Source organism: Sorangium sp. So ce385 (genome assembly GCF_051474135.1).
Classification (GTDB): domain Bacteria; phylum Myxococcota_A; class Polyangia; order Polyangiales; family Polyangiaceae; genus Sorangium; species Sorangium cellulosum_D.
This window is the reverse complement of sequence record NZ_CP150337.1, coordinates 4,527,794-4,550,369: the sequence shown is the minus strand read 5'-3', so window position 1 is coordinate 4,550,369 and position 22,576 is coordinate 4,527,794. Positions and strand designations below refer to the sequence as shown.

The following is a 22,576-nucleotide window of genomic DNA, read 5'->3' as shown; positions in this document are numbered from 1 at the left end:
CGCGCGCTCACCCCTCGAGCGAACGCATGCCCGGCGCCCTGGCCTGGACGAGCGCGGCCATGTTCCCAGGCTCGTGGAGGTTCTGCCTCATCTTCATGTGCGCCTTCGGGATCTCGTGCCACGCGAAGGTCTCGGACAGGATCGGACGGACGCGCCCCTCCAGGACCAGGCGGTGCGCCTGGCTCGCCTGCATCAACGTCGCGATGTGGCTCCCCTGGATGCGCTTCTGACGCATCCACACGAACCGCGCATCCATCGTGAAGTTGTAACCGGTCGTGCCGGCGCAGAACACCACCATGCCCCCGCGCTTCACCACGAAGCAGCTCACCGGGAACGTCGACTCGCCAGGGTGCTCGAGCACCACATCGACGTCGGTCCTCTGGCCCGTGATCGACCAGATGGCCTTCCCGAAGCGGCGCACCTCGCTCATGTACTCTGCATAGGCCGCGTCGTCGAGCGAGCGCAGCGGCCCCCAGCACCTGAACTGGGAGCGGTTGATGACGCCCTTGGCGCCCAGCGACATAACGAAATCGCGCTTCTTCTCGTCCGAGATCACGCCGATCGCGTTCGCTCCCGTCGCGGCGACGAGCTGAACCGCCATCGAGCCCAGGCCGCCGGCCGCGCCCCAGACGAGCACGTTCTGCCCCGGCCGCAGGATGTGCGGGGCGTGCCCGAACAGCATGCGGTACGAGGTCGCCAGCGAGGCGAGGTAGCAGGCGCTCTCCTCCCAGGTCGAGCCCCGGGGCCGCGCGAGCAGCTGGCGCCCCTTCACGACCGTGAACTGGGCGAACGAGCCATGCGGCGTCTCGTATCCCCAGATCCGCTGCGTCGGAGAGAGCAGCGGATCGCCGCCGTTGCACTCCTCGTCCTCGCCGTCGTCCTGGCTGCCGAGCACGATGACCTCGTCGCCGACGCGCCATCGCTTGACCATGCTGCCGACGGCCCACACGACGCCCGCCGCGTCGGAGCCGCACACATGATAGTCGTGCCGATGCACGTCGAACACCGAGACGGGCTTCCCCAGCGAGGCCCAGATGCCATTGTAGTTGATCCCGGCGGCCATCACCGCGACGAGGACCTCATCCGGGCCGATGCGCGGCGTCGGGACGACCTCGAGCTGCATGGCGGTGCTCGGCTCGCCGTGGCGATCGCGCCGGATGACCCACGCGACCATGCTCCGCGGCACGTGTCCGAGCGGAGGCATTTCACCCAGCTCATACAGATCCTTCTCTGCGTACGAGGTGCTCTCGCAATACGATGCATCCGCCATCGCGCTCTCCTGATGCTCGTCGTCTGAGGTCGCGCTCCCCGCCGGCGCTCCCGGAGAGGAAGGGCCGGCCCACAGGGCGAGCGCGTCACGCTGACAAGCGTGTCGGTTATTCTAAAATCGAATGCTTGTGTCAAGCATCCAAGCACCTTTATGCCGAGCCCTGTGCAACCCGAGCTCCCCTGGGCCGGTCGCGCTGAACGCCAGAGTCGCTCCGCCGACCGCGAGCGCCCCGCCCGCCGCATCGACCGACCCACCGAGCGCGACGTGCCCTGTCACGATGAACCGCTCGGCCCTGGATCGGTCGCGAGCAAGCATCGCCTCAGCCTCTCGGCCAGGACCTGGACATGGGGCTCCCGGACCATCGTCCAGTGAGAGCCAGGGACCTCGTAGAGCTCGACAGGCTGCGACGAGAACCGTGAGAGCGGGTAATAGAGCGTCCCGTAGGGCTCCGCCACCTCCGCGGAGCCTCCGCGCGACGGCTGTTCGGCGGACCGGAAATAGGTGAAGGCGCCCGGGTACGTGGGCGCGACGTACGCGCGAAGCGCCCTCTCGTGAGCCGTGAAGAGCCGCCTGACCGAGCTCGTGAAGCCAGCGATGTTCGACCGCAGGACGCCGTCGACGAGGACCCTCGTCAGCTCCCCCTCGCCGAGCCGGCGGAGCTCTGCGTGCGAGCTCTCCGGGTACAGCATGCTCGCGAGCTCGACATATTCCCTCAGCCTCGACTCGGGGTCGTCGTCGACGCTGAGCAAGCTGTCGATCAGCGTCAACGAAGCGACGCGGCTGCCCTCGTCCACGAGCCGGCGGGCCATCTCGAACGCGACGAGGCCTCCGAGCGACCAGCCGCCCAGCAGGTAAGGGCCCGTCGGCTGGACGGCGCGGAGCGCCTCGAGATAACGCGCGGCCATGATCTCGATGCGATCGTCCGGCTCGCCGTCGTCGTCGAGACCCCTGGCCTGGATCGCATAGAAAGGGCGATCGTCCCCGAGGTGGCGCGCGAGGTCGGCGTAACACAGGACCGGCCCGCCCGCCGGATGCACGCAGAAGAAGGGCGTCCCCTGGCCGGAGAGCTGGAGCGGGACCAGGAGAGGGTGGAGCCGCGGCCGCGCGGCCGCGCGAGCGCCCTCCGCCTCCGCCGGCAGCCCCAGCCTGTCCGCGACGTGCTCGGCGAGCGACGCCAGCGTCGGGCAGCTGAAGCTCCAGTGGATCGAGAGCTTGAGATCGAGCGCGGCGCCGAGCCGCCCGCGGAGCTCGAGGCTCATCATCGAGTCCATCCCCAGGTCCGCGAGGCTCGCCGCGCGGTCCACGCGCGCGGGGTCCTCGAACCCCAGCGTCCGCGCGACGACCTCCTGCAACCATCGCTCGAGCACGCGCCGGCGCTCGAACGCAGCGGCGCCGTTCAGCTGCTCGCGGATCGCGGGAGCCGTCACCTCGGGCCGAGGCTCGATCCGAGCGGGCGCCGGGCGCGGCGCGGCCTCCGAGGGCTCGATCCAGTACCGCTGGCGCTGCCAGGGATAGGCCGGCAGCGGCACACACCGTCCTCCCGAAGGATAGAGGCGCTTCCAGTCGATCGCGTGGCCGTGAGCGTACAGCGCCCCGAGGGACTGCAGCAGGCAGCGCCGCTCGTCCTGGCCTCGCCGCAACGTGGGCAGCGCGATCCCCTCCTCTCCCCGGTCGAGGAGGCATTGCTCGAGGTTGCCCGTGAGCACCGGATGCGGCCCGATCTCCAGGAAATCGCGGTGACCATCGGCGATGGCCCGCGCGATCGCGCCCGCGAAGCGCACCGGCGCTCGGATGCTCCTCGCCCAGTACGCGGCGTCGAGGTCGCCGCCGGCGACGCGCGCCTGCGTGACCGTGCTGTACATCGCGAGCGCGGGGCGGCGGGGCGCGAGCCAGGAGAGAGCGCGGGCGAGCTCGCCCTCGAAGGCGGCCATGTGCTCGCTGTGAAATGCGTAGTTGACCCGGAGCATGCGGCAAGGCACCTGCCGCAGCGTGAGGCGCTGGACGACCTCGGCGAGGGCGTCGCCGTCGCCCGCCAGCACCACCGAGCCAGGGTCGTTGATCGCCGCGAGGGAGAGCCGGCCCGCGTGCCCCTCGAGGACGCGCGCCGCCTCGTCGGCGGGCATCGCCACCGAGGCCATCCTGCCCCGGCCCGTCGCCTGCTGCATGACGCGCCCGCGGAGCACGACGAGCCGAGCCGCCTCGTCGAGGCTGAGGGCGCCCGCGACGTGCGCGGCCGCCACCTCGCCGACGCTGTGGCCGACCACCGCGCCCGGCGAGACTCCCCACGAGCCCCAGAGCCGGGCGAGCGCCACCTGCACCGCGAAGATCGCCGGCTGGGCCACCTCGGTCTCCGCGAGGCGCGACCTCTCCTCGGGCGCCGTGAGCTCGCCGAGGAGCGAGAAGCCCGCGAGGCCCCGCACGAGCTCATCGCACTCCTGGAGCGCGGCGCGGAAGACACGCTCCTCCGCGAAGAGCCTTTGCCCCATGCCCGCCCATTGCGAGCCCTGTCCCGAGAACACGAAGACCGCCGGAGCGCGCGCTCCCCCCTTGGCCACCCCGCGCGCGAGGCCGGGGCGCGCCTCCCCTCGCGCGAACGCGCCCAAGAGCTCCGAGAGCTCCTCGCGCGACGAGGCGACGACGGCGAGCCGGTGCTCGTGATGGCTGCGCCGCGCGCTCGCCGTGTAGGCGACGTCCCCGAGGCTCGCCGGCGCCTCGGGCCCGGCGTCCGAGAACGAGCTCCGGTACGATCGCGCCATGGCCGAGAGCGCCTCTGCCGTCTTCGCGGACAGGGGCAGGAGCACGCTCGACACGTCGCCCGCGGGCGCCGGCGACGCGCTCTCCGGCGCCTCTTCCAGGATGACGTGGGCGTTGGTGCCGCTCATGCCGAAGGCGCTGACCCCCGCCAGCCGCGCGCGGCCGCCCGCGCTCCAGGCGCGCTTGTGCGCCGGGATGACGAGGGGCGTCCCTTCGAGCGAGCTGCGCGGGTTCAGCGTGCTGAAATGCAGGTTCGCGGGGATCGCCCGGTGCCTGAGCGAGAGCACCGCCTTGATCAGGCCGATCACGCCGGAGGCAGCCTCGGCGTGCCCGAGGTTCGTCTTCGCCGCCCCCAGCACGCACGGATACCCGTCGTCGCGCGGCGCGCCGAGGACGGCCGCGAGCGCCTCGAGCTCGATCGGATCGCCGAGGGGCGTCCCGGTCCCGTGCGTCTCGACATACCCGATCTCCGAGGGCGAGACGCGGGCGCTCTCCAGCGCCTGCCGCAACATCGCCTGCTGCGAGAGGACGTTCGGCGCCGTCAGCCCGGTCGAGCGGCCATCCTGGTTCACGGCCGAGCCACGGATGGTCGCCAGGATGGGATCGCCGCACGAGAGCGCGTCGGAGAGGCGCTTCAGCGCGACCATCCCGCACCCGTCGGCGCGCACGAAGCCGTTCGCCTCGGCGTCGAACGCCTTGCACCGCCCGTCGGGCGACAGGGCGCCCATCTTGGCGAGCAGGCGCGTCGTCGCGGAGGAGAGGATCACGTTGACCCCGCCCGCCAGGGCGAGCGAGCTCTCGCCGCTCCGCAGGCTCTGGCAGGCGAGGTGAACGGCGACCAGCGCCGACGAGCACGCCGTGTCCACGGCGAGGCTCGGACCGTTGAGCCCGAGCGCGTAGGACAGCCTCCCGGCTGGAAAGCAGTGGCCGTTGCCCGTCGCCGTGTAGACGTCCTGCTCGGAGGCATCGAGGGCCCCGCACAGCAGGGCGTAGTCGTTGCCGGTCAAGCCGATGAACACCCCCGTGGACGTCCCCACGAGCTCCTCGGGGACCTGACCGGCGTTCTCCAGCGCCTCCCAGGCGACCTCCAGCAGGAGGCGCTGCTGAGGATCCATGGCCCTCGCCTCCCGGGGCGAGATCCCGAAGAAGTGCGGGTCGAACCGATCCACGTCCTTCAGGAAGCCGCCCCAGCGGAGCCCGCGCGCCGCAGGATCCGCGGCGCCGCCCGCGGGGACGGCGAGGCCGGGGCGCTCGGCAGGGACCTCGGTCACCGCGTCGAGCCCCTCGTCGAGCAGCCGCCAGAACGCCTCCGGGCTGTCGACGCCGCCCGGGATCCGGCACGCCATGCCGATGACGGCGATCGGCTCGGTCCTCTGCCGCTCCAGGGCGTCGCGCTCGGCCCGCAGCGTCTTGAGGGCTGCGAGCAGCTCGCGCAGGCGGGTCGTCACGTCGGGCTCAGGCATGCTCATCTCGATGTTCCCCTTCTGGCGAGCGACAGCTCTGCGTCGACGGCGGCGAGCAGCTCATCGATGGCGAGCGGCGGCTCGTCGCCGGGAGGAGCGCCGGCCGCGGTGCCTCCCGACGGCTCCGGAGGTCCGCCGCGGAGCGCCATCCTCCCGGGCTCCGTAGGCCCGCCGCGGAGCGCCATCCTCCCGAGCAGGTGCTCGGCCAGCGATGCGATGTCGGGGTAGGTGAAGAGCAATGTCGCCGAGAGCTTGATCCCCAGGCTGGACTCGAGCCGATTCCGCAGCTCGAGGCTCATCAGGGAGTCCATGCCCAGGCCGCTGAAAGGGGCTCTCCGCTCGATCCGCGCCGCGTCGAGGCGCAGCACCCGGCCGAGCTGCTGCCCGAGGTGCTTCTCGAGGAGCGACAGCCGCGCGGGGGGGCTCTCCCTCTCGAGCGCCTGACGGAAGCCGGCGGCGTCCGCGGCGCCCGGCTTTCCGCGCTCGCGCTCCTCCTCCTGGAGCTCGGCCCACAGGGGCGAGCGAGCCGCCGACGGGTAGGTCTCCAGCCACTGCCGCAGACTCCATCGCATCGCCAGGACCTGGGCGCCGTCCTGGGCGAGGAGGCGATCCAGCGCGCCCAGCGCCTGCGCCTCGGTCAGGCCGGGCATGCCGCGGCTCGCCAGCCGCTCGGCGACCCCCGAGCTCGCCGCCGCGCCCACGTCCGAGAACAGCCCCCAGCCGATGCTCGTCGCAGGAAGCCCCTGCGCACGACGGTGGTGCGCCAGCGCGTCCAGGAACGCGTCCGCCGCCGCGTAGTTCACGATGCCGGGAGGGCCCAGCACCGACATCGCCGACGAATACAGCACGAAGAAGTCCAGCGGCGGCCGCTCCTCTCCTGTCCTCGCCGATAACAACGAATGCAGGTTCCACGCTCCCTGCACCTTCGGCCCCAGCGCGCGCAACAGCCGCTCTTCCGTCTCCTCCTCCACCGTGCTGTCCACCGCCACCCCCGCCGCGTGCACCACACCGCGCAGCGCCGGCAGCCCCTCGCCGAACGCCGACAGCACCCCGGCCACGCTCGCCCCCTGCGACACGTCCGCTTGCACCGCGAGCACCTGCGCCCCCTGGCCCTCCATCTCCCTCATCGCCGCGCGCGCCTGCTCCGTCGGCCCGCTCCGGCCCACCAGCACGAGGTGCCGCGCCCCTCGCTCCACCATCCACCGACCCACCGACAGCCCGAGCCCGCCGAGCCCGCCGGTGATCAGGTAGCTGCCGTCCGGCCGCAGCCGCACCCCGCCGCCCTCGACGCCGGCCCGCGCCGACACCCGCACCAGCCGCGCCACGTACCGGCCCGACGCCCGCAAAGCCACCTCCGGCTCCCGATCCCGCGCCACGAGCTCGTCCACCAGCGCCTCCACACCGTGCTCCGGCGCCCCCTCTCCCAGGTCCACCCGCGTGCACCCGAGCTCCGGGTGCTCCGCGCCGACCGCGCGACCCGCGCCCCACAGCGGCGCCTGCGACACCCGCACCGACTGCACCTCTGGCCCCGCCGACTGCGCTGCTCGCGTCACCAGGTACAGCCGCGGCGTGTCCCGGAAGCACCGGCCCACAAGCGCCTTCGCCAGGAGCAGTGCGCTCAGGCTGCCGAGCCGCTGGTCCAAGAGCAGCGTCTCGGCGCTCGTCGCCTCCGGCGCCGTCGCGTCCAGCCCGAACAGGTGCACCACGCCACGACACGGCTGCTCCTCGCTGAACGCGTCGGCCAGCAGCGCCGCGTACCCCGATGGGTCCGACGGGTCGAGCCGGTATCGCCTCGGCTCCACCCGCTCGTAGCGCTCGGCAGCCAGCACGCGCACCGTCGCTTCCCCCCGCCGCTCCAGCTGCGCGCTCAGCGCTGCTCCTGTCCCCGCTCGGTCCGACAGCACGAGCCACGCTCCCCGCGACTTGCACCCTCCGCCGCCCTCTGCTCCGAGCTCCTTCCTCCGCCACTCCAGCCGATACAGCAGCTCTTCCGCTCCGTCGCTCCTCGCCGCGCGCGCGCCGGGCGCGAGCCGCTCTGCGCGCAACCCGAGCACTTCGACGAGCACCTGCCCCTCGTCGTCGATCAGGTGCAGATCCCCCACGATCCGCTCCGGGCCAGCGCCCTGCGCGGGCCGCATCCGGCCGTGCACCCACACGTCCCGCCCCGGCCGGCGATGGACGAGGACGCGCTCGACCGACGCGAGCACGTACGTCGCCCCCGCGTCGAGCGCCGCCCCCGGCGCAGGGAGAAGCCCGCCGAGGACCTGGAGACACGCGTCCAGCAGCGCAGGGTGCAGCCCGTACAGCCCCATCTGCGCGCTCACCTCGTCCGGAGCGCGCACTCGGCCCAGCACCTCCGTCGCGCCCATCCACAGCTGCTCGACGCCGCGGAAGCTCGCGCCGAGCGACAACCCGCGCGCCTCAAGGCGCTCGTAGTGCTCGCCGCCGGTCATCCCCCGCGACCGAGGCGCCTCGATCGCCGCGCCCTCCAGCCCTGCACATCGGGCCATGATCTCCCGAGGAGACCCGCCCGACCGCGGCTGCCCGGCGCCCTCCGGCGCGACCCGCACGGTCCCGGTCGCGTGCCGTACCCACGCCGCGCCCTCGAGGCTCGAGATCTGGATCGACGATCGGCCAGGCTCCTCCTCGGCGAGCACCACCTGCACCGTCCGCTCGCCCTCCTCCGGAAGGACGAGCACCCGCTCGAACGCCACGTGCTCCAGCGACAGCGCCGCCCCGCCGTGGACCTCGGCCGCCGCCGCGAGCGCCATCTCCACGTACGCGGTCCCCGACAGCACCGCGTCGCCGAGGATGCGGTGCTCCGAGAGGTAAGGCAGCGCCTCGAGGCTCAGCGCGCGCTGCCAGAACCACGTGCCCGGGTGCGCCGACGACGACAGCGGCGCGCCGAGGAGCGGATGGCCCGCCGCGCCGCCCGGAGAGGACCGCGCCCGCCGGCCCGAGGCGCCTCGTCCAAGGTCCTCCGGGAGCCAGTGGCGCTCTCGCTGCCACGGATACGCCGGCAGCGACACGCAGCGGCCCCCGTGCGGATTCAGCCGGCCCCAGTCCACCGGAGCTCCGTGGACGTACAGCGCGCCGAACGTCTCCAGGAGGCAGCGCCGCTCGTCCTGCTCTCGCCGCAGCGAGGCCAGCGCCGCCCCGCGGCGACCCCGCTCGCGCAGGGCTTCCTCGATCGCGGGCACCAGGATGGGGTGCGGGCTGAGCTCGAGGAACAGCGCGCCCGCGCCCTCGCTCAGCCGCTCGATCACCGGCGAGAACAGCACCGGCTCGCGCAGGTTCCGCGCCCAGTAGCCGGCGCCGAGCTCCGCGCCGGCGCAGGGGCTCCCCGTCACGGTCGAGTGCAGCGGGACCCGCGCGTCCCTCGGGGAGAGCCCGCCCAGCATGTCCCGGAGCTCCGCGAGGAGCGGGTCCATCTGCGGGCTGTGCGACGCCACGTCCACCTTGACGCGACGGCAAAACACGCGCGCTCGCTCGAGCTCGACGAGGATCTCCTCCAGCGGCCCCGGCTCCCCGGACAGCACCGTCGATCGCGGGCTGTTGCTCACCGCGATCGACACCTGGCGCTCCCTGCCGCGGAGCGCCCGCGCCGCCTCCTCCAAGGGCAGCTCCACGAGCGCCATCGCCCCGAGCCCGCTCACCCTGCGCAGCAGCCTGCTGCGGCGGCAGACGACCCGCGCGGCGTCCTCCAGCGTGAGCGCGCCGGCGACGTGCGCCGCGGCGACCTCGCCCATGCTGTGGCCCACCACGGCGCTCGGCTCCACCCCCCACCCGCGCCACAGGGCCGCGAGCGCCACCTGGATCGCGAACAGCACCGGCTGGACGACGTCGATGCGACCGAGCCTCGAGCGGTCCTCGGCCGCGGCGAGCTCCTCGAGCACCGAGAAGCCCGCCTCCTCGCCGATGGCGCGGTCGCAGGCCTCGAGCGCCGCGCGGAAGACCGGCGCCTCGCCCAGGAGCCGGCGCCCCATGCCGAGCCACTGCGAGCCCTGGCCCGGGAACACGAAGACCACGCGCGTCGGGCGCTCGCCGCCCGCGTCGCCGCGCGCCACCCCGGAGGGCACCTCGCCGCGCGCGACGGCCTCCAGCTGCTCGATCAGCTGCTGCGGCGACGAGGCCACGAGGGCCATGCGGCGCTCATGGTGGCTGCGCCGGACGCCCGCGGTGTAGGCGACGTCCCCGAGGCTCGCCGCCCCGCCGGCCGCGGCGTCGCGCAGGAAGCCGAGGTACGCCTGCGCCAGCGCGGAGAGCGCCTCCGGCGTCTTCGCCGACAGGGGCACGATCGCCGCGGCCCCCTCGCCGGAGGAGGCCGCCGGCGCGCACGGCGGCGCCTCCTCCAGCACCACGTGCGCGTTCGTGCCGCTGGCGCCGAAGGAGCTCACCCCGGCGAACCGCGGCGAGCTGCCGGCCCAGGCCAGCTCCTCGGCGGGGATCACGAACGGCGTGCCTTGCAGGGAAACCCTCGGGTTCAGCGTCCGGAAATGCAGGTGGCGCGGGATCACCCGGTGATGCAGCGAGAGCACGACCTTGATGAGCCCAGCGACGCCCGCCGCCGCCTCGAGGTGACCCAGGTTGGTCTTCACCGAGCCGATGGCGCAGATCGCGCCGCTCGCGCGGGGCTGGCCCAGCACCTCCTTCAAGGCCTCGAGCTCGATCGGATCGCCGAGCGACGTGCCAGTGCCGTGCGCCTCGACGTAGCCGACCTCCGCAGGCGAGACGCCGGCGCTCTCCAGCGCCTGCCGGAGCAGCGCCTGCTGCGCGAGCACGTTGGGCGCCGTCAGCCCCGTGGAGCGGCCGTCCTGGTTGATCGCCGAGCCGCGGATGACGGCCCAGACGCGATCGCCGTCCCGCTGCGCGTCCGAGAGGCGCTTGAGCACCACGACGCCGCAGCCTTCGGCCCGTACATAGCCGTTGGCCGCCGCGTCGAACGTCTTGCACCGGCCGTCCGGCGAGAGCGCCTGCGTCTCGCTGACCATGCACATCGTCGCCGGGGACAGGATCAGGCTGACCCCGCCCGCCAGCGCGAGCTCGCTCTCGCCGCCGCGCAGGCTCTGACAGGCGAGGTGGACGGCGACCAGCGACGACGAACAGGCCGTGTCGACGGAGATGCAGGGCCCCTGGAGCCCGAGGACGTAGGAGAGGCGGCCGGCCGCCGTGCTGGCGAGATTGCCAGTCCCGCAATAAGCGTCGATGTCCTCCGGGCTGAGCGAGGTGACCCGCTGCTGGTAGTCGAGGGTCGCCAGCCCCATGAACACGCCCGATCGGCTGCCCGCCAGCCGATCGGGCGGCAGGCCGGCGTCCTCCAGGGCCTCCCAGGCGACCTCGAGCAGGAGGCGCTGCTGCGGGTCGAGGCTCGCGGCCTCGCGGGGCGCGATGCCGAAGAACCTGGCGTCGAACCCGTCGACCGCGTCGAGCAGCCCGGCCCAGCGCGCGCCGTGCTTCTCCGCCGGGATCGCCTCCGCCGGCCACCGGGTCGGGGGGATCGCCCGGATCGCGTCGACGCCGCCCCGGAGGGCCTGCCAGAAGGCGCCCGGGCTCGTCCCGCCGCCGGGGAAGCGGCAGCCGAGGCCGACGACCGCGATCGGCTCGCTCCTCGAGAGCTCGACGTGCCTCAGCCTCGATTTCAGCTCGCGAATCTTCAGCAGAGAGTCCCGCAAGAGCCCCTCGAGGTGCTTCTCGCCGCGAGCGTCGCCGCCGCTCGTCACGACTTCCCGCTCGTCACGCTCACTCACGACCGAGCTCCCTCGCCAGCTCGTCGAGCAGCTCGTCCGCCGACAGCTGCGCGACCTCCTCCGCCCCCGCGGGGGCCCCCTCGCTCTCCGCCTGCCGCGGCGCATGACCGGGCCCGCCCCCGAGATCCAGCTTGCCGAGCAGGTACGTCGAGAGCGCCGCGATGTGCGGATAGGTCCAGACCAAGGTCGCCGGCAGGGCGACGGAGAGCCCCGCCTCGAGGCGGTTTCGCAGCTCGAGCCCCATCAGGGAGTCGAACCCGAGGCTCATGAAGGGCGTATCTCGCTCGATCCGGCCCGGATCCAGCCGGAGGATGAGCGCCGCCTGCTCCCTGACGAGCTGCTGCAGCGCCGCCGGGCGGTCCTCGGGCCTCATCGCCTCGAGCGCCTTCCGGAGCTCGGCCGCGCGGCCGGCGCCGGGCGCCGCCTCGACGCGCTCGTTGCGGAGCTCCTCCCAGAGCGGGGACGCGGCGGCGCTCGGGTAGAACTCGGTCCAGTGCCGCAGGCTGAACTTCATCGCGAGCGCGTGGGCCTCGCCTCCAGCGAGCATGCGCGCGAGCACCTCTCTGCCTTGCGCCTCGGTCAGGCCGGGCATGCCGCGGCTCGCCAGCCGCTCGGCGACCCCCGAGCTCGCCGCCGCGCCCACGTCCGAGAACAGCCCCCAGCCGATGCTCGTCGCAGGAAGCCCCTGCGCACGACGGTGGTGCGCCAGCGCGTCCAGGAACGCGTCCGCCGCCGCGTAGTTCACGATGCCGGGAGGGCCCAGCACCGACATCGCCGACGAATACAGCACGAAGAAGTCCAGCGGCGGCCGCTCCTCTCCTGTCCTCGCCGATAACAACGAATGCAGGTTCCACGCTCCCTGCACCTTCGGCCCCAGCGCGCGCAACAGCCGCTCTTCCGTCTCCTCCTCCACCGTGCTGTCCACCGCCACCCCCGCCGCGTGCACCACACCGCGCAGCGCCGGCAGCCCCTCGCCGAACGCCGACAGCACCCCGGCCACGCTCGCCCCCTGCGACACGTCCGCTTGCACCGCGAGCACCTGCGCCCCCTGGCCCTCCATCTCCCTCATCGCCGCGCGCGCCTGCTCCGTCGGCCCGCTCCGGCCCACCAGCACGAGGTGCCGCGCCCCTCGCTCCACCATCCACCGACCCACCGACAGCCCGAGCCCGCCGAGCCCGCCGGTGATCAGGTAGCTGCCGTCCGGCCGCAGCCGCACCCCGCCGCCCTCGACGCCGGCCCGCGCCGACACCCGCACCAGCCGCGCCACGTACCGGCCCGACGCCCGCAAAGCCACCTCCGGCTCCCGATCCCGCGCCACGAGCTCGTCCACCAGCGCCTCCACACCGTGCTCCGGCGCCCCCTCTCCCAGGTCCACCCGCGTGCACCCGAGCTCCGGGTGCTCCGCGCCGACCGCGCGACCCGCGCCCCACAGCGGCGCCTGCGACACCCGCACCGACTGCACCTCTGGCCCCGCCGACTGCGCTGCTCGCGTCACCAGGTACAGCCGCGGCGTGTCCCGGAAGCACCGGCCCACAAGCGCCTTCGCCAGGAGCAGTGCGCTCAGGCTGCCGAGCCGCTGGTCCAAGAGCAGCGTCTCGGCGCTCGTCGCCTCCGGCGCCGTCGCGTCCAGCCCGAACAGGTGCACCACGCCACGACACGGCTGCTCCTCGCTGAACGCGTCGGCCAGCAGCGCCGCGTACCCCGATGGGTCCGACGGGTCGAGCCGGTATCGCCTCGGCTCCACCCGCTCGTAGCGCTCGGCAGCCAGCACGCGCACCGTCGCTTCCCCCCGCCGCTCCAGCTGCGCGCTCAGCGCTGCTCCTGTCCCCGCTCGGTCCGACAGCACGAGCCACGCTCCCCGCGACTTGCACCCTCCGGCGCCCTCGCCTCCGAGCTCCTTCCTCCGCCACTCCAGCCGATACAGCAGCTCTTCCGCCCCATCGCTCCTCGCCGCGCGCCGGGCGCCGCCGCCGCCCGGAAGCCAGTACGGCTCTCGCTGCCACGGATAGCCGGGCAGCGACACGCACCGGCCCCCCGAGGGATAGCGCCGCTTCCAGTCGACCGGATGGCCGTGAGCGTGCAGGGCGCCGAGCGACTCCAGGAGAGATCGCCGCGCGTCCTGCGCCCGCCGCAGCGACGCGAGCGAGACGCCCTCGCGCTGCCCGTCCCGCAGCGCCTCCTCGACGGAGTGCGCAAGGACGGGGTGCGGGCTGATCTCCAGGAACATCGCGTGGTCGCTCTCGAGGAGCCGCTCGACCGCCTGCGAGAACAGCACCGGACGCCGCATGTTCTGCGCCCAGTACTCGGCCCCGAGCTCCGGCCCCTCGCAGACCTCCCCGCTCACCGTCGAGCGCATCGGCACGCGGCATTTCGCCGGCGAGAGCCCCGCGAGCGCCTCCCGGAGCTCGTCCATGAGCGGATCCACCTGCGGGCTGTGCCCGGCGCCGTCGGTCCTCACCCGGCGGACGAAGACCTGCTCCCGCTCGAGCCGCGCGAGGAGCTCGTCCATGGCGGCCGGCTCTCCGGACAGCACCGTCGACCTCCGGCTGTTGCTGACGGCCACCGCGAGCCGGCGCTCGTGGCCGCGGATCGCCTCCTCCGCCCGCGCGAGCGGCAGCTCGACCACCGCCATGGCGCCCTTGCCGCTCAGCCGCGAGAGCAGCCGGCTGCGGTGGGCGATGATCCGCGCGCCGTCCTCCAGCGTCAGCGCTCCGGCCGCGCACGCGGCCGCGACCTCGCCCATGCTGTGTCCGACGATCGCGTCGGGCTCCACGCCCCACGAGCGCCACAGGGCCGTGAGCGCGACGCCGATGGCGAAGAGCGCGGGCTGCACCACGTCCACGCGCCCGTGCGCGATCGGCCCGCCCTCGGCGCGCAGCGCTTCGAGGAGCGAGAACCCGGCCTCCTCGTGCACGGCCGCGTCGCACGCCTCCATCGCCTCGCGGAAGACCGGCTCCTCGCCGAGGAGCGAGAGGCCCATCCCCGCCCACTGCGAGCCCCACCCCGAGAACACGAAGACGATCTTCGGCTGGACCCCGGGCGCCGCTCGCCCCCGCGCCACGCCCGGCCGCGCCTCGCCGGCCGCGAACGCGTCGAGCGACGCGGCGAGCTCCTCCCGCGAGCTGCCCAGCACCACCAGGCGATGCTCGTGATGGCTGCGCCGCACGCTCGCGGTGTAGGCGATGTCCCGCAGCGACGCGCCCGCCTCGGCCGGGCCCCGGCGCAGGAAGCGCCCGTACGCGTCGGCCAACGCGGAGAGCGCCTCGGGCGTCCTCGCCGACAGGGGCAGGAGCGTCACGAGATCGCCTGTCGTAGGCGCCTCTGCGGCCCCCTCGGGCGCCTCCGCGACGCCCTCGGGCGCCTCCTCGAGCAGCACGTGGGCGTTCGTGCCGCTCATCCCGAACGAGCTCACGCCCGCGCGCCGCCGCCGGCCCTCGCCGCGCCACGCCGCGGCCTTCGTGGTCACCTCGACCGGCAGCTCGGTCCAGGGGATGCGCGGGTTCAGCGCGCTCGCGTGCAGGTGCGCCGGCAGCTCGCCGTGCTGGAGCGAGAGCACGACCTTCATGAGGCCCGCGATGCCGGCCGCCGCCTCCAGATGGCCGATGTTGGTCTTCACCGCGCCGAGCCGGAGCGGCCGCTCCGCGGGCCGGCCGGCGCCGTACACCGCCGCGAGCGCCTCGACCTCGATCGGGTCGCCCAGCGGCGTCCCCGTCCCGTGGGCCTCGACGTAATCGACGTCGCCGGGCGACAGCCGGGCGTCCGAGAGCGCCCTCCGGATCACCGCCTGCTGCGCCTGGCCGTTGGGCACGGTCAGGCCGCTGCTATGACCGTCGTTGTTCACCGCCGAGCCGCGGATCACGGCGAGGATGCGATCGCCGTCCCGCCGCGCGTCCGAGAGCCGCTTCAGCACCACCATGCCGCAGCCCTCGCCGCGGCCGTAGCCGTTCGCCTCGGCGGAGAACGTCTTGCAGCGGCCGTCCGGCGCGAGGGCGCGGGCGCGCGCCAGGTACACGTACATGAGCGGCGCGAGCATCAGCTGCACGCCGCCCGCCACGGCCACGTTGCACTCGGACGCCCGCAGGCTCTGGCACGCCAGGTGGACCGCCACGAGCGACGAGGAGCACGCCGTATCCACCGCCGCGCTGGGGCCCTCCAGCCCGAGCACATACGACAGCCGGCCGGCCGAGAAGCTCGTGAAGGTGCCCGACATCGTGTACGCGTCCATCGCCTCCAGGCGCTCGGACTCGCGCTGCAGGACGCCGTAGTCGCTCAGGCCGATCCCGACAAAGACCCCCGTCAGCGGATCGCCGCCAGGCACGAGGCCGGCGTGCTCGAACGCCTCCCAGATCACCTCCATCAGCAACCGGTGCTGCGGGTCGATGTTCGCCGCCTCCCGCGGCGAGATCCCGAAGAACCGCGCGTCGAACAGATCCGGCGAGGTCGAGAGGAACGCCCCCTCCCGCGCATACGTCTTGCCGGGGGCCTCCGGGTCGGGGTCGTAAACCGCGTCCGCGTCCCACCGCTCCTTCGGGATCGGCCGCACGGCGTCGATGCCGTCCGCGAGCAGCCGCCAGAACCCCTCCGCGTCCGCGACGCCGCCCGGGAGCCGGCAGCCCAGCCCGACGATCGCGATCGGCTCGCGCTCGCGGTCGAGCGCGGGCTCGCCCCCCTCGCCGTCGGCGCGGCGCGGCGCCTCGCCGCCTCCGGAGGCCGCGGCCGGCTCGCCCAGGGAGAGCCGCTCGAGCAGGTGCTCGGCCAGCGCGACCACGTTCGGGTGGTTGAACGTCACGCTCGACGGCAGCGGGAGGCCGAGCGCCTGATGCAGGCGCCTGCGGAGCTCCACCGCCATCAGCGAGTCCATGCCGAGGTCGAAGAACCCGCGCGTCGGGTCGACCCGCTCGGCGTCGCCGAACCCGAGCGTCTGCGCGACCGCCCCCTGCAGCCACCGCTGCATCCGCCGCCGGCGGTCGCGCGGGGGAGCCGCCCTGAGCTCGTCGAGCAACGCCGCCTCGGCCGGCCCGGACGCCGCCTCCGCCGCGCGCGGCAGCTCCGCGAGGAGCGGGCGAGGACCGCCGGTCTCCACCACCGCGCGGAACCGGGGCCAGTCCACGTCGGCCACCACGACCTGCGCCGCGTCCGCGTCGAGGATCCGGCCCAGGATCGCGAGCGCGACGCCGGGGCCGAGGGCCTTCACCCCTCGCCGCTCGAGGGCGGCGAGCCCCCGCTCGGTCATCATGCCGCCGCCCTGCCAGGGCCCCCAGTTGACGGCGAACGCCGGCGCCCCGGCGGCGCGCCGCGCCGTCACCCACGCGTCCAGGAACGCGTTGGCCGCCGCATAGCCGGCCTGCCCGCCCGAGCCCCACACCGAGGCGATCGAGGAGAAGCAGACGAAGGCGGTCAGCGGGCGGTCGCGCATCAGCGCGTCCAGCACCAGGGTGCCGTGGACCTTCGGGGCGAGCACCTCGGCGAGCCGCGCGTCGTCGAGGGCCGCGAGCGGCGTGTGATCCTCGACGCCGGCCGCATGGAAGACCGCCGAGAGCGGCGGGAGCCGCGCGTCGATGTCCGCGAGCACCGCGGCCATGGCGCCCGCGTCGGCGACGTCGGCCTGGGCCACCGTCACCGCGGCGCCGAGCGCCTCGAGCGCCGCGATCGACGACCGCGCCTCCTCCGTCGACGCGCCCCGCCGGCCCGTCAGGACCAGGTGCTGGACCCCGCGCCGCGCGAGCCACGCGGCCACGCGGAGCCCGAGCGCGCCCAGGCCTCCGGTGATCAGCGCCGTGCCCGGGGTGGACCACCGCGCCGCGCGCGATCGAAGCCCGCGGTGGCGCACGAGCCGCTGAACGAAGCGGCCGGATGGCCGCAGCGCCACCTGGTCCTCGCCGTCGGGCGCGAGGATCTGGCTCACCAGCGCGGCCACGGCGTCCTCGCCGATCTCGGCCGGAAGATCGATGAGCCCGCCCCAGAGCGCCGGGCGCTCGAGCGACATCGCCCGGCCGAGCCCCCAGAGCGTCGCGTGCTCGGGCGCGGTCAGCCGATCCCCGGGCCCGACGGACACGGCGCCGCGGGTCACGAACCAGAGCTTCGGCGCGTCGCGCCGCTCCGGCCTCGCCCCGGGCCCGCGATCCGCGCTCGCCGCCGCCTCGCCCGCGGCCTGGATCCAGGCCAGCGCGCTCTGGACGCCCCGCCGGAGGGCCGCGTCGGTGCCCTCCGCGCGGTCCAGGCTGGCGAGGTGGATCACGGCGCGCGCCGGCCCCCGCTCGCGGAGGAGCTCCGCCCAGAGGCCCGCGAGGCCCTCCGTCGGGCCCGGATCGAGCGCGCCCTCTCCCGCGGAGCCGCGCGCGCGGACGCCGCCGGCCCGGATCCGCGAGCAGACGCCGCCCGCCGACGCCAGCGCGTCCGCGACCCGGTCCCCGACCCCGCCCTCGTCGACCAGCACGACCCAGTGCCCCGCGGCCGGCGGCCGCGGCGCGAGGGCGGGCCGGCGCTGCCACGCCAGCGCGTACACCGCGTCGCCGCGCTCCGCGCCGGCGTCGAGGCGGGCCTGCTCGGCGGTCTTCCGCAGCGCTTCCAGGACCCGCGCGACCACCGGCAGCTCCTCCGCCGAGAGCCTCGCCTCCGCCGCGACCGACGCGGCGAGGGCCGCGGCGCCGTTCGCGTCGAGCAGCGACGCCAGCGCGGCCGAGGGCGCCTCCGCCCCGCGCGGGGCCGCCGCCGGCGCTCCTCCTGGGTCGTCCACCCAGCAGCGCTCGCGCTGCCAAGGATAGGCAGGGAGCGCCACGCAGCGCGCGCCGCCCGGGTAGAGCTGCCGCCATTCCACCGGATAGCCCTGGACGTGCAGGGCGCCGAGCGACTGGAGCAGACACCACCGCTCCTCCTGCGCCCGCCGCAGCGTGGGGACGGCGTGGCCCTCCTGCGCCCGCGCGGCCAGGCACTGCTCGACGTTGGCCGAGAGCACCGGGTGCGGACCGAGCTCCAGGAACGTGCGGTGTCCGTCGAGGATGGCGGCGTCCACGGCGCCCGCGAACAGCACCGGCTCGCGGATGTTCCTCGACCAGTACGCGCCGTCGAGCGGCGCTCCGCCGACGTTCGCCCCGGTGACCGTGCTGTACATCGGGATCGCCGGGCAGGCCGGGGCGAGCCGCTCGAGCGCCGCCGCGAGCTCGCCCTGGAAGGGCGCCATCTGCGGGCTATGGAACGCATAGTTGACCCTGAGCTCGCGGCACTGCACGCCCTCCCGCCGCAGGCGCTCCAGGGCCTCCGCGAGCGCCACGGCCTCGCCGGAGAGCACGACGGATCCCGGGTCGTTCACCGCCGCCAGCGAGAGCTCGCCCTCGAGGCCGCGCAAGAGGCGCGCCGCCCGCTCCGGGGAGATCTCCGCCGAGGCCATCTTCCCAAGGCCGGTGGACTTCTGCATCAGGCGGCTCCGGTGGTGGACGACGCGCACGGCGTCCGGGAGGCTCAGCGCCCCGGCGACGTGCGCCGCCGCCACCTCCCCGACGCTGTGCCCGATCACGGCGTCGGGGACGACGCCCCAGGATCGCGCGAGCTCCGCGAGCGCGACCTCGAGCGCGAAGAGCGCCGGCTGCGCCACCTCGGTCTCGTGCACGCGCGAGACCGGTCCGGGGGTGGAGAGCTGCTCGAGGAGCGACCAGCCCGAGAGCGGCTGCAAGAGCCGGTCGCAGGCCTCGATGACCTCGCGGAAGACCGGCTCCTCGTCGAGCAGCGCTCGGCCCATGCCGGCCCACTGCGATCCCTGCCCGGGGAACACGAAGACGACCTTCGGCCGCCCGCCTCGCTGCGCCTCGCCGGACGCGACGCCGGGGCGCGCCTCGCCGCGCAAAAAGGACGAGAGCGCCTCGCCGAGCTCGCCGGTCGACCGCCCCACGACGGCCAGCCGATGCTCGTGATGGCTGCGCCGGACGCTCGCCGTGTAGCAGAGATCGCGCGTGGAGAGCTCCGGCTGCGCGAGGGTCGAGGACAGGACGGATCGCGCCGCGTCCGCGAGCGCCGCCCGCGATCGCGCGGAGAGCACGAGCAGCTCGAACGGCCGCGGCCCGGCCGCCTCCGCGGCGCGCGGCTCGGCCGCCGGCGCGCCGCGATCGAGGCCCGGCAGGGCGCGCGCGGGCGACGCCGGGCCCCGGTACACCGCGCCCCAGCACACGGGTGTCCCGCGCGTGTAGAGCGCCCCCAGCGCGTCCAGGAGGACCGCGCGTCCGGCCTCCTCGCGCCGCAGCGACGGCAACACGGTGCCTCCTCGACCCCGGTGGGCGAGGCTCCGCTCGACCGCGTGCGTCAGCAACGGGTGGGGGCTGAGCTCGAGGAACGCGTCGTACCCGTCGTCGAGGAGGCGATCGATCGCGGGAGCGAAGTGGACAGGCTCGCTCAGGTTGCGCCCCCAGTAAGCGGCGTCGAGCGCTTCCCCGTCGAAGGCGGCCGCGGTGACCGAGGAGTAGAACGGGATCGAGCAGCGCGCGGGCCGCAGCCCGTCGACCGCGCGCACGAGCTCGCCGCGCAGCGCGTCCATCGCGGGCCCGTGCGGCGCGTAATTCATCGCGATGCGCCGCGCGAAGGTCCCTTGCTCGCGCAGCGCCGCGAGGAGCTCGTCCAGCGCCGCGGCCTCGCCGGACACGATCGTCGAGCTCGGGCTCGTCGTGCCCGCCACCGCCAGGCGGCCCGCGATCGCGCGCCGCGCCTCGTCCAGCGGGAGCTCGACGAGCGCCGCGCCCCCGCGGCCGCTCACGCGCAGGGCGAGCTGACCCATGCGGCAGATGACCCTGGCCGCGTCCTCGAGCGTCAACGCGCCCGCCACGTGGGCGGCCGCGACCTCGCCGATGCTCTGCCCGATCACGGCGTCGGGCCGCACGCCCCAGGAGCGCCAGAGCGCGGCGAGCGCGACCTGCACGGCGAAGATGGCGGGCTGGACGACGTCGCTGTCCTCGAGCGATCGGGCCTCGCCGCGGGTGAGGACCTCCAGCACGGACCAGCCCGCATCAGGCCTCATCGCCCGCGCGCATCGCTCGATCGCCGTCCGGAAGACGATCTCCTGACGGAGGAGATCCCGGCCCATGCCGAGCCACTGCGATCCGTGGCCCCCGAACATGAAGACGAGCCTCGGCCGCCGCTCGCCCGCGCGCCCGATGGCCAGCCCGGGCAGGGCGCGCCCCTCGAGGAAGCCCGCGAGGCGCGCGGACAGCTCCTCGTGGGAGCGGGCCGTGATGGCCAACCGATGATCCTCGCCGCTCAGCCGGGCCGCGGCCGACGCGCAGAGCTCCACGAGCGGCGGACGACCGGCGCCCTGACCCGACAGCTCGCCGAACGCCGCCGCGAGCGCCTGGAGCGCATCGGCGCTGTGCGCCGACAGCGGGAGGAGGTGCGCCGCCGGGCCCTGGCGGACGCCCTCGACGACGACGTGGCAGTTGGTCCCGCCGAAGCCGAAGGCGCTCACCCCGGCCACGATCGGCGCCCCGTCGTCCGGCCAGGGCGCCCTGCGCTGCGCCACCGCGAGGCGCAGGTCCTCGAAGGCGATATGCGGGTTCGGCTGCTCGAAATGGAGGCTCGGCGGGATCTCGAGGTGCCGGACCACGAGGGCCGCCTTGATCAACCCGGCCACGCCCGCGGCGGCCTCGAGGTGGCCGATGTTGGTCTTGACGGAGCCGATGAGCAGCGGCCGCTCGGCGGGGCGATCCGCGCAGAGGACCGCGGCGAGCGCCCTCGCTTCGATCGGATCGCCGAGGTGCGTACCGGTGCCGTGGGCCTCGACGTATCGCACCTGGTCCGGCCTGATCCCGGCCTGCGCGTACGCGTCGCGGAGCAACGCCTCCTGCGCCGCCGGGTTCGGCGCTGTCAGGCCGTTGCTGAACCCGTCGTTGTTCACCGCGCTGCCGCGGATGACGCCGTAAATGGGATCGCCGTCGAGCAGCGCCTGCGCCAGCGGCTTGAGCACCACCACGCCCGCCCCCTCGCCGCGCACGTAGCCGTTCGCGCGGGCGTCGAACGCCTTGGATCGACCGTCGGGCGAGAGGACCCCCAGCCTCGACATCGCCACGGTGCTCTCGGGGGTGAGCATCAGGTTGACCCCTCCGGCGAGCGCGAGCTCGGACTCTCCGCGGAGCAGGCTCTGGCAGGCGAGGTGGACGGCGACGAGGGAGGACGAGCACGCCGTGTTCACCGTCATGCTCGGCCCCTCCAGGCCGAGCACGTAGGAGACCCGCGCGGCGACGATGCTCAGGTCCTGGCCCGTGGCCGTGTGCTGCGCGATCCGGTCGGCCGCGCCCCCCGCCACCTTCCCGTAATCGCTCCACATCGCGCCGAAGAACACCCCGGACCGGCTGCCCCTCATCCCGCGCGGCGGTATCCCGGCGTCCTCGAGCGCCTCCCACGAGAGCTCCAGCATCAGCCGCTGCTGCGGGTCGATCTGGACGGCCTCTCGCGGCGAGATATCGAAGAACTGCGGATCGAACCGATCCACCTGCTCCAGGAATCCCCCCCAGCGCGCGCCCGCGGCGCCGGCGTCATCGCCGTGGAGCGCCTCGACGTCCCACCGGTCCGCGGGGACCTCCGTGATCGCGTCGACGCCGTCGCACAGGAGCTGCCAGAAGGCCGAGAGGCTCGGCGCCCCCGGGAAGCGGCACGCCATCCCGACGATCGCGATGGGCTCGTCCGCGAGCGCTGCGGCGGGCGACGCGCGCGGCCGAGCGGGCGGCGAGCTCTCGCCCCCGTCCAGGTGAAGCGCGAGCGCCTCGATGGTCGGATATCTCCAGACGAGGATCGGCGAGAGCTGCCTCCCGAGCGCGGCGCCGAGGCCCGCGAGGAGCTCCGCCGCGCCGCGGGAGCTGAGCCCATAACGGCTGAATCGCTCGCGGACGTCGATCGACCCGGGCGCCACACCCGAGCGCTCCGACAGCCGGAGGATGAGCCATTCCTGGATGTCCTCCCTCTTCTTGAGAGACGTCCCCGAGCTTCCCAGCGTGCTCATCCTTCGAGTCCTCACCTCACCGAGCGACACACCGCGAGCGGGAAACGCCGCCTCGGCCCGGTACGCACCAGCGCGTGTCCGTACGCGCCAGCACACGCAGTTACGCAATGCGCGTGCCGTCACTCCCTGTCCTGGATTGGCCCGCGGCTACGCCAGCACCGCAATGCCCCGACGACGAAGTCAGCCATTGCGCGACGCCCTGCGTTGCAATGGCGCTCTCGCGTCGTTTTCCTGCGGTGGCACGGCGCCCGCGGTGCCATGGCACAACGCCTCGGTGCCATGGCACCGTGCCTGTTGCGCTGGCGCCGTGACTCGTCACGGGTATGTAACCGCGGCGGATTCAATCGCGCGGCGACGGGAATCGAAT

4 protein-coding genes are annotated in these 22,576 nt (G+C 74.3%); all 4 read right to left on the bottom strand.

Annotation, left to right across the window (positions count from 1 at the left end):
* Positions 1 to 7 precede the first annotated feature (7 nt).
* On the bottom strand, positions 8 to 1,270 hold the full coding sequence (gene ccrA, locus WME83_RS16770) for a crotonyl-CoA carboxylase/reductase (protein WP_437320290.1): 1,263 nt from the start codon (positions 1,268 to 1,270) through the stop codon (positions 8 to 10).
* A gap of 272 nt (positions 1,271 to 1,542) precedes the next feature.
* Positions 1,543 to 5,487: a type I polyketide synthase gene (locus tag WME83_RS16765; RefSeq protein ID WP_437320289.1), complete on the bottom strand. Its 3,945-nt coding sequence runs from the start codon at positions 5,485 to 5,487 to the stop codon at positions 1,543 to 1,545.
* A gap of 2 nt (positions 5,488 to 5,489) precedes the next feature.
* Positions 5,490 to 11,234, bottom strand: a complete 5,745-nt coding sequence (locus WME83_RS16760) for a type I polyketide synthase (protein WP_437320288.1) — start codon at positions 11,232 to 11,234, stop codon at positions 5,490 to 5,492.
* On the bottom strand, positions 11,227 to 22,209 hold the full coding sequence (locus WME83_RS16755; RefSeq protein ID WP_437320287.1) for an SDR family NAD(P)-dependent oxidoreductase: 10,983 nt from the start codon (positions 22,207 to 22,209) through the stop codon (positions 11,227 to 11,229). The genes WME83_RS16760 and WME83_RS16755 overlap by 8 nt, the downstream gene beginning before the upstream one ends.
* Positions 22,210 to 22,576: the final 367 nt, after the last annotated feature.

Bases quoted from the DNA above. Each gene is read 5' to 3' on its own strand.
- ccrA (WP_437320290.1), bottom strand. From the start codon at position 1,270: ATGGCGGATGCATCGTATTGCGAGAGCACCTCGTACGCAGAGAAGGAT.
- WME83_RS16765 (WP_437320289.1), bottom strand. From the start codon at position 5,487: ATGCCTGAGCCCGACGTGACGACCCGCCTGCGCGAGCTGCTCGCAGCC.
- WME83_RS16755 (WP_437320287.1), bottom strand. From the start codon at position 22,209: ATGAGCACGCTGGGAAGCTCGGGGACGTCTCTCAAGAAGAGGGAGGAC.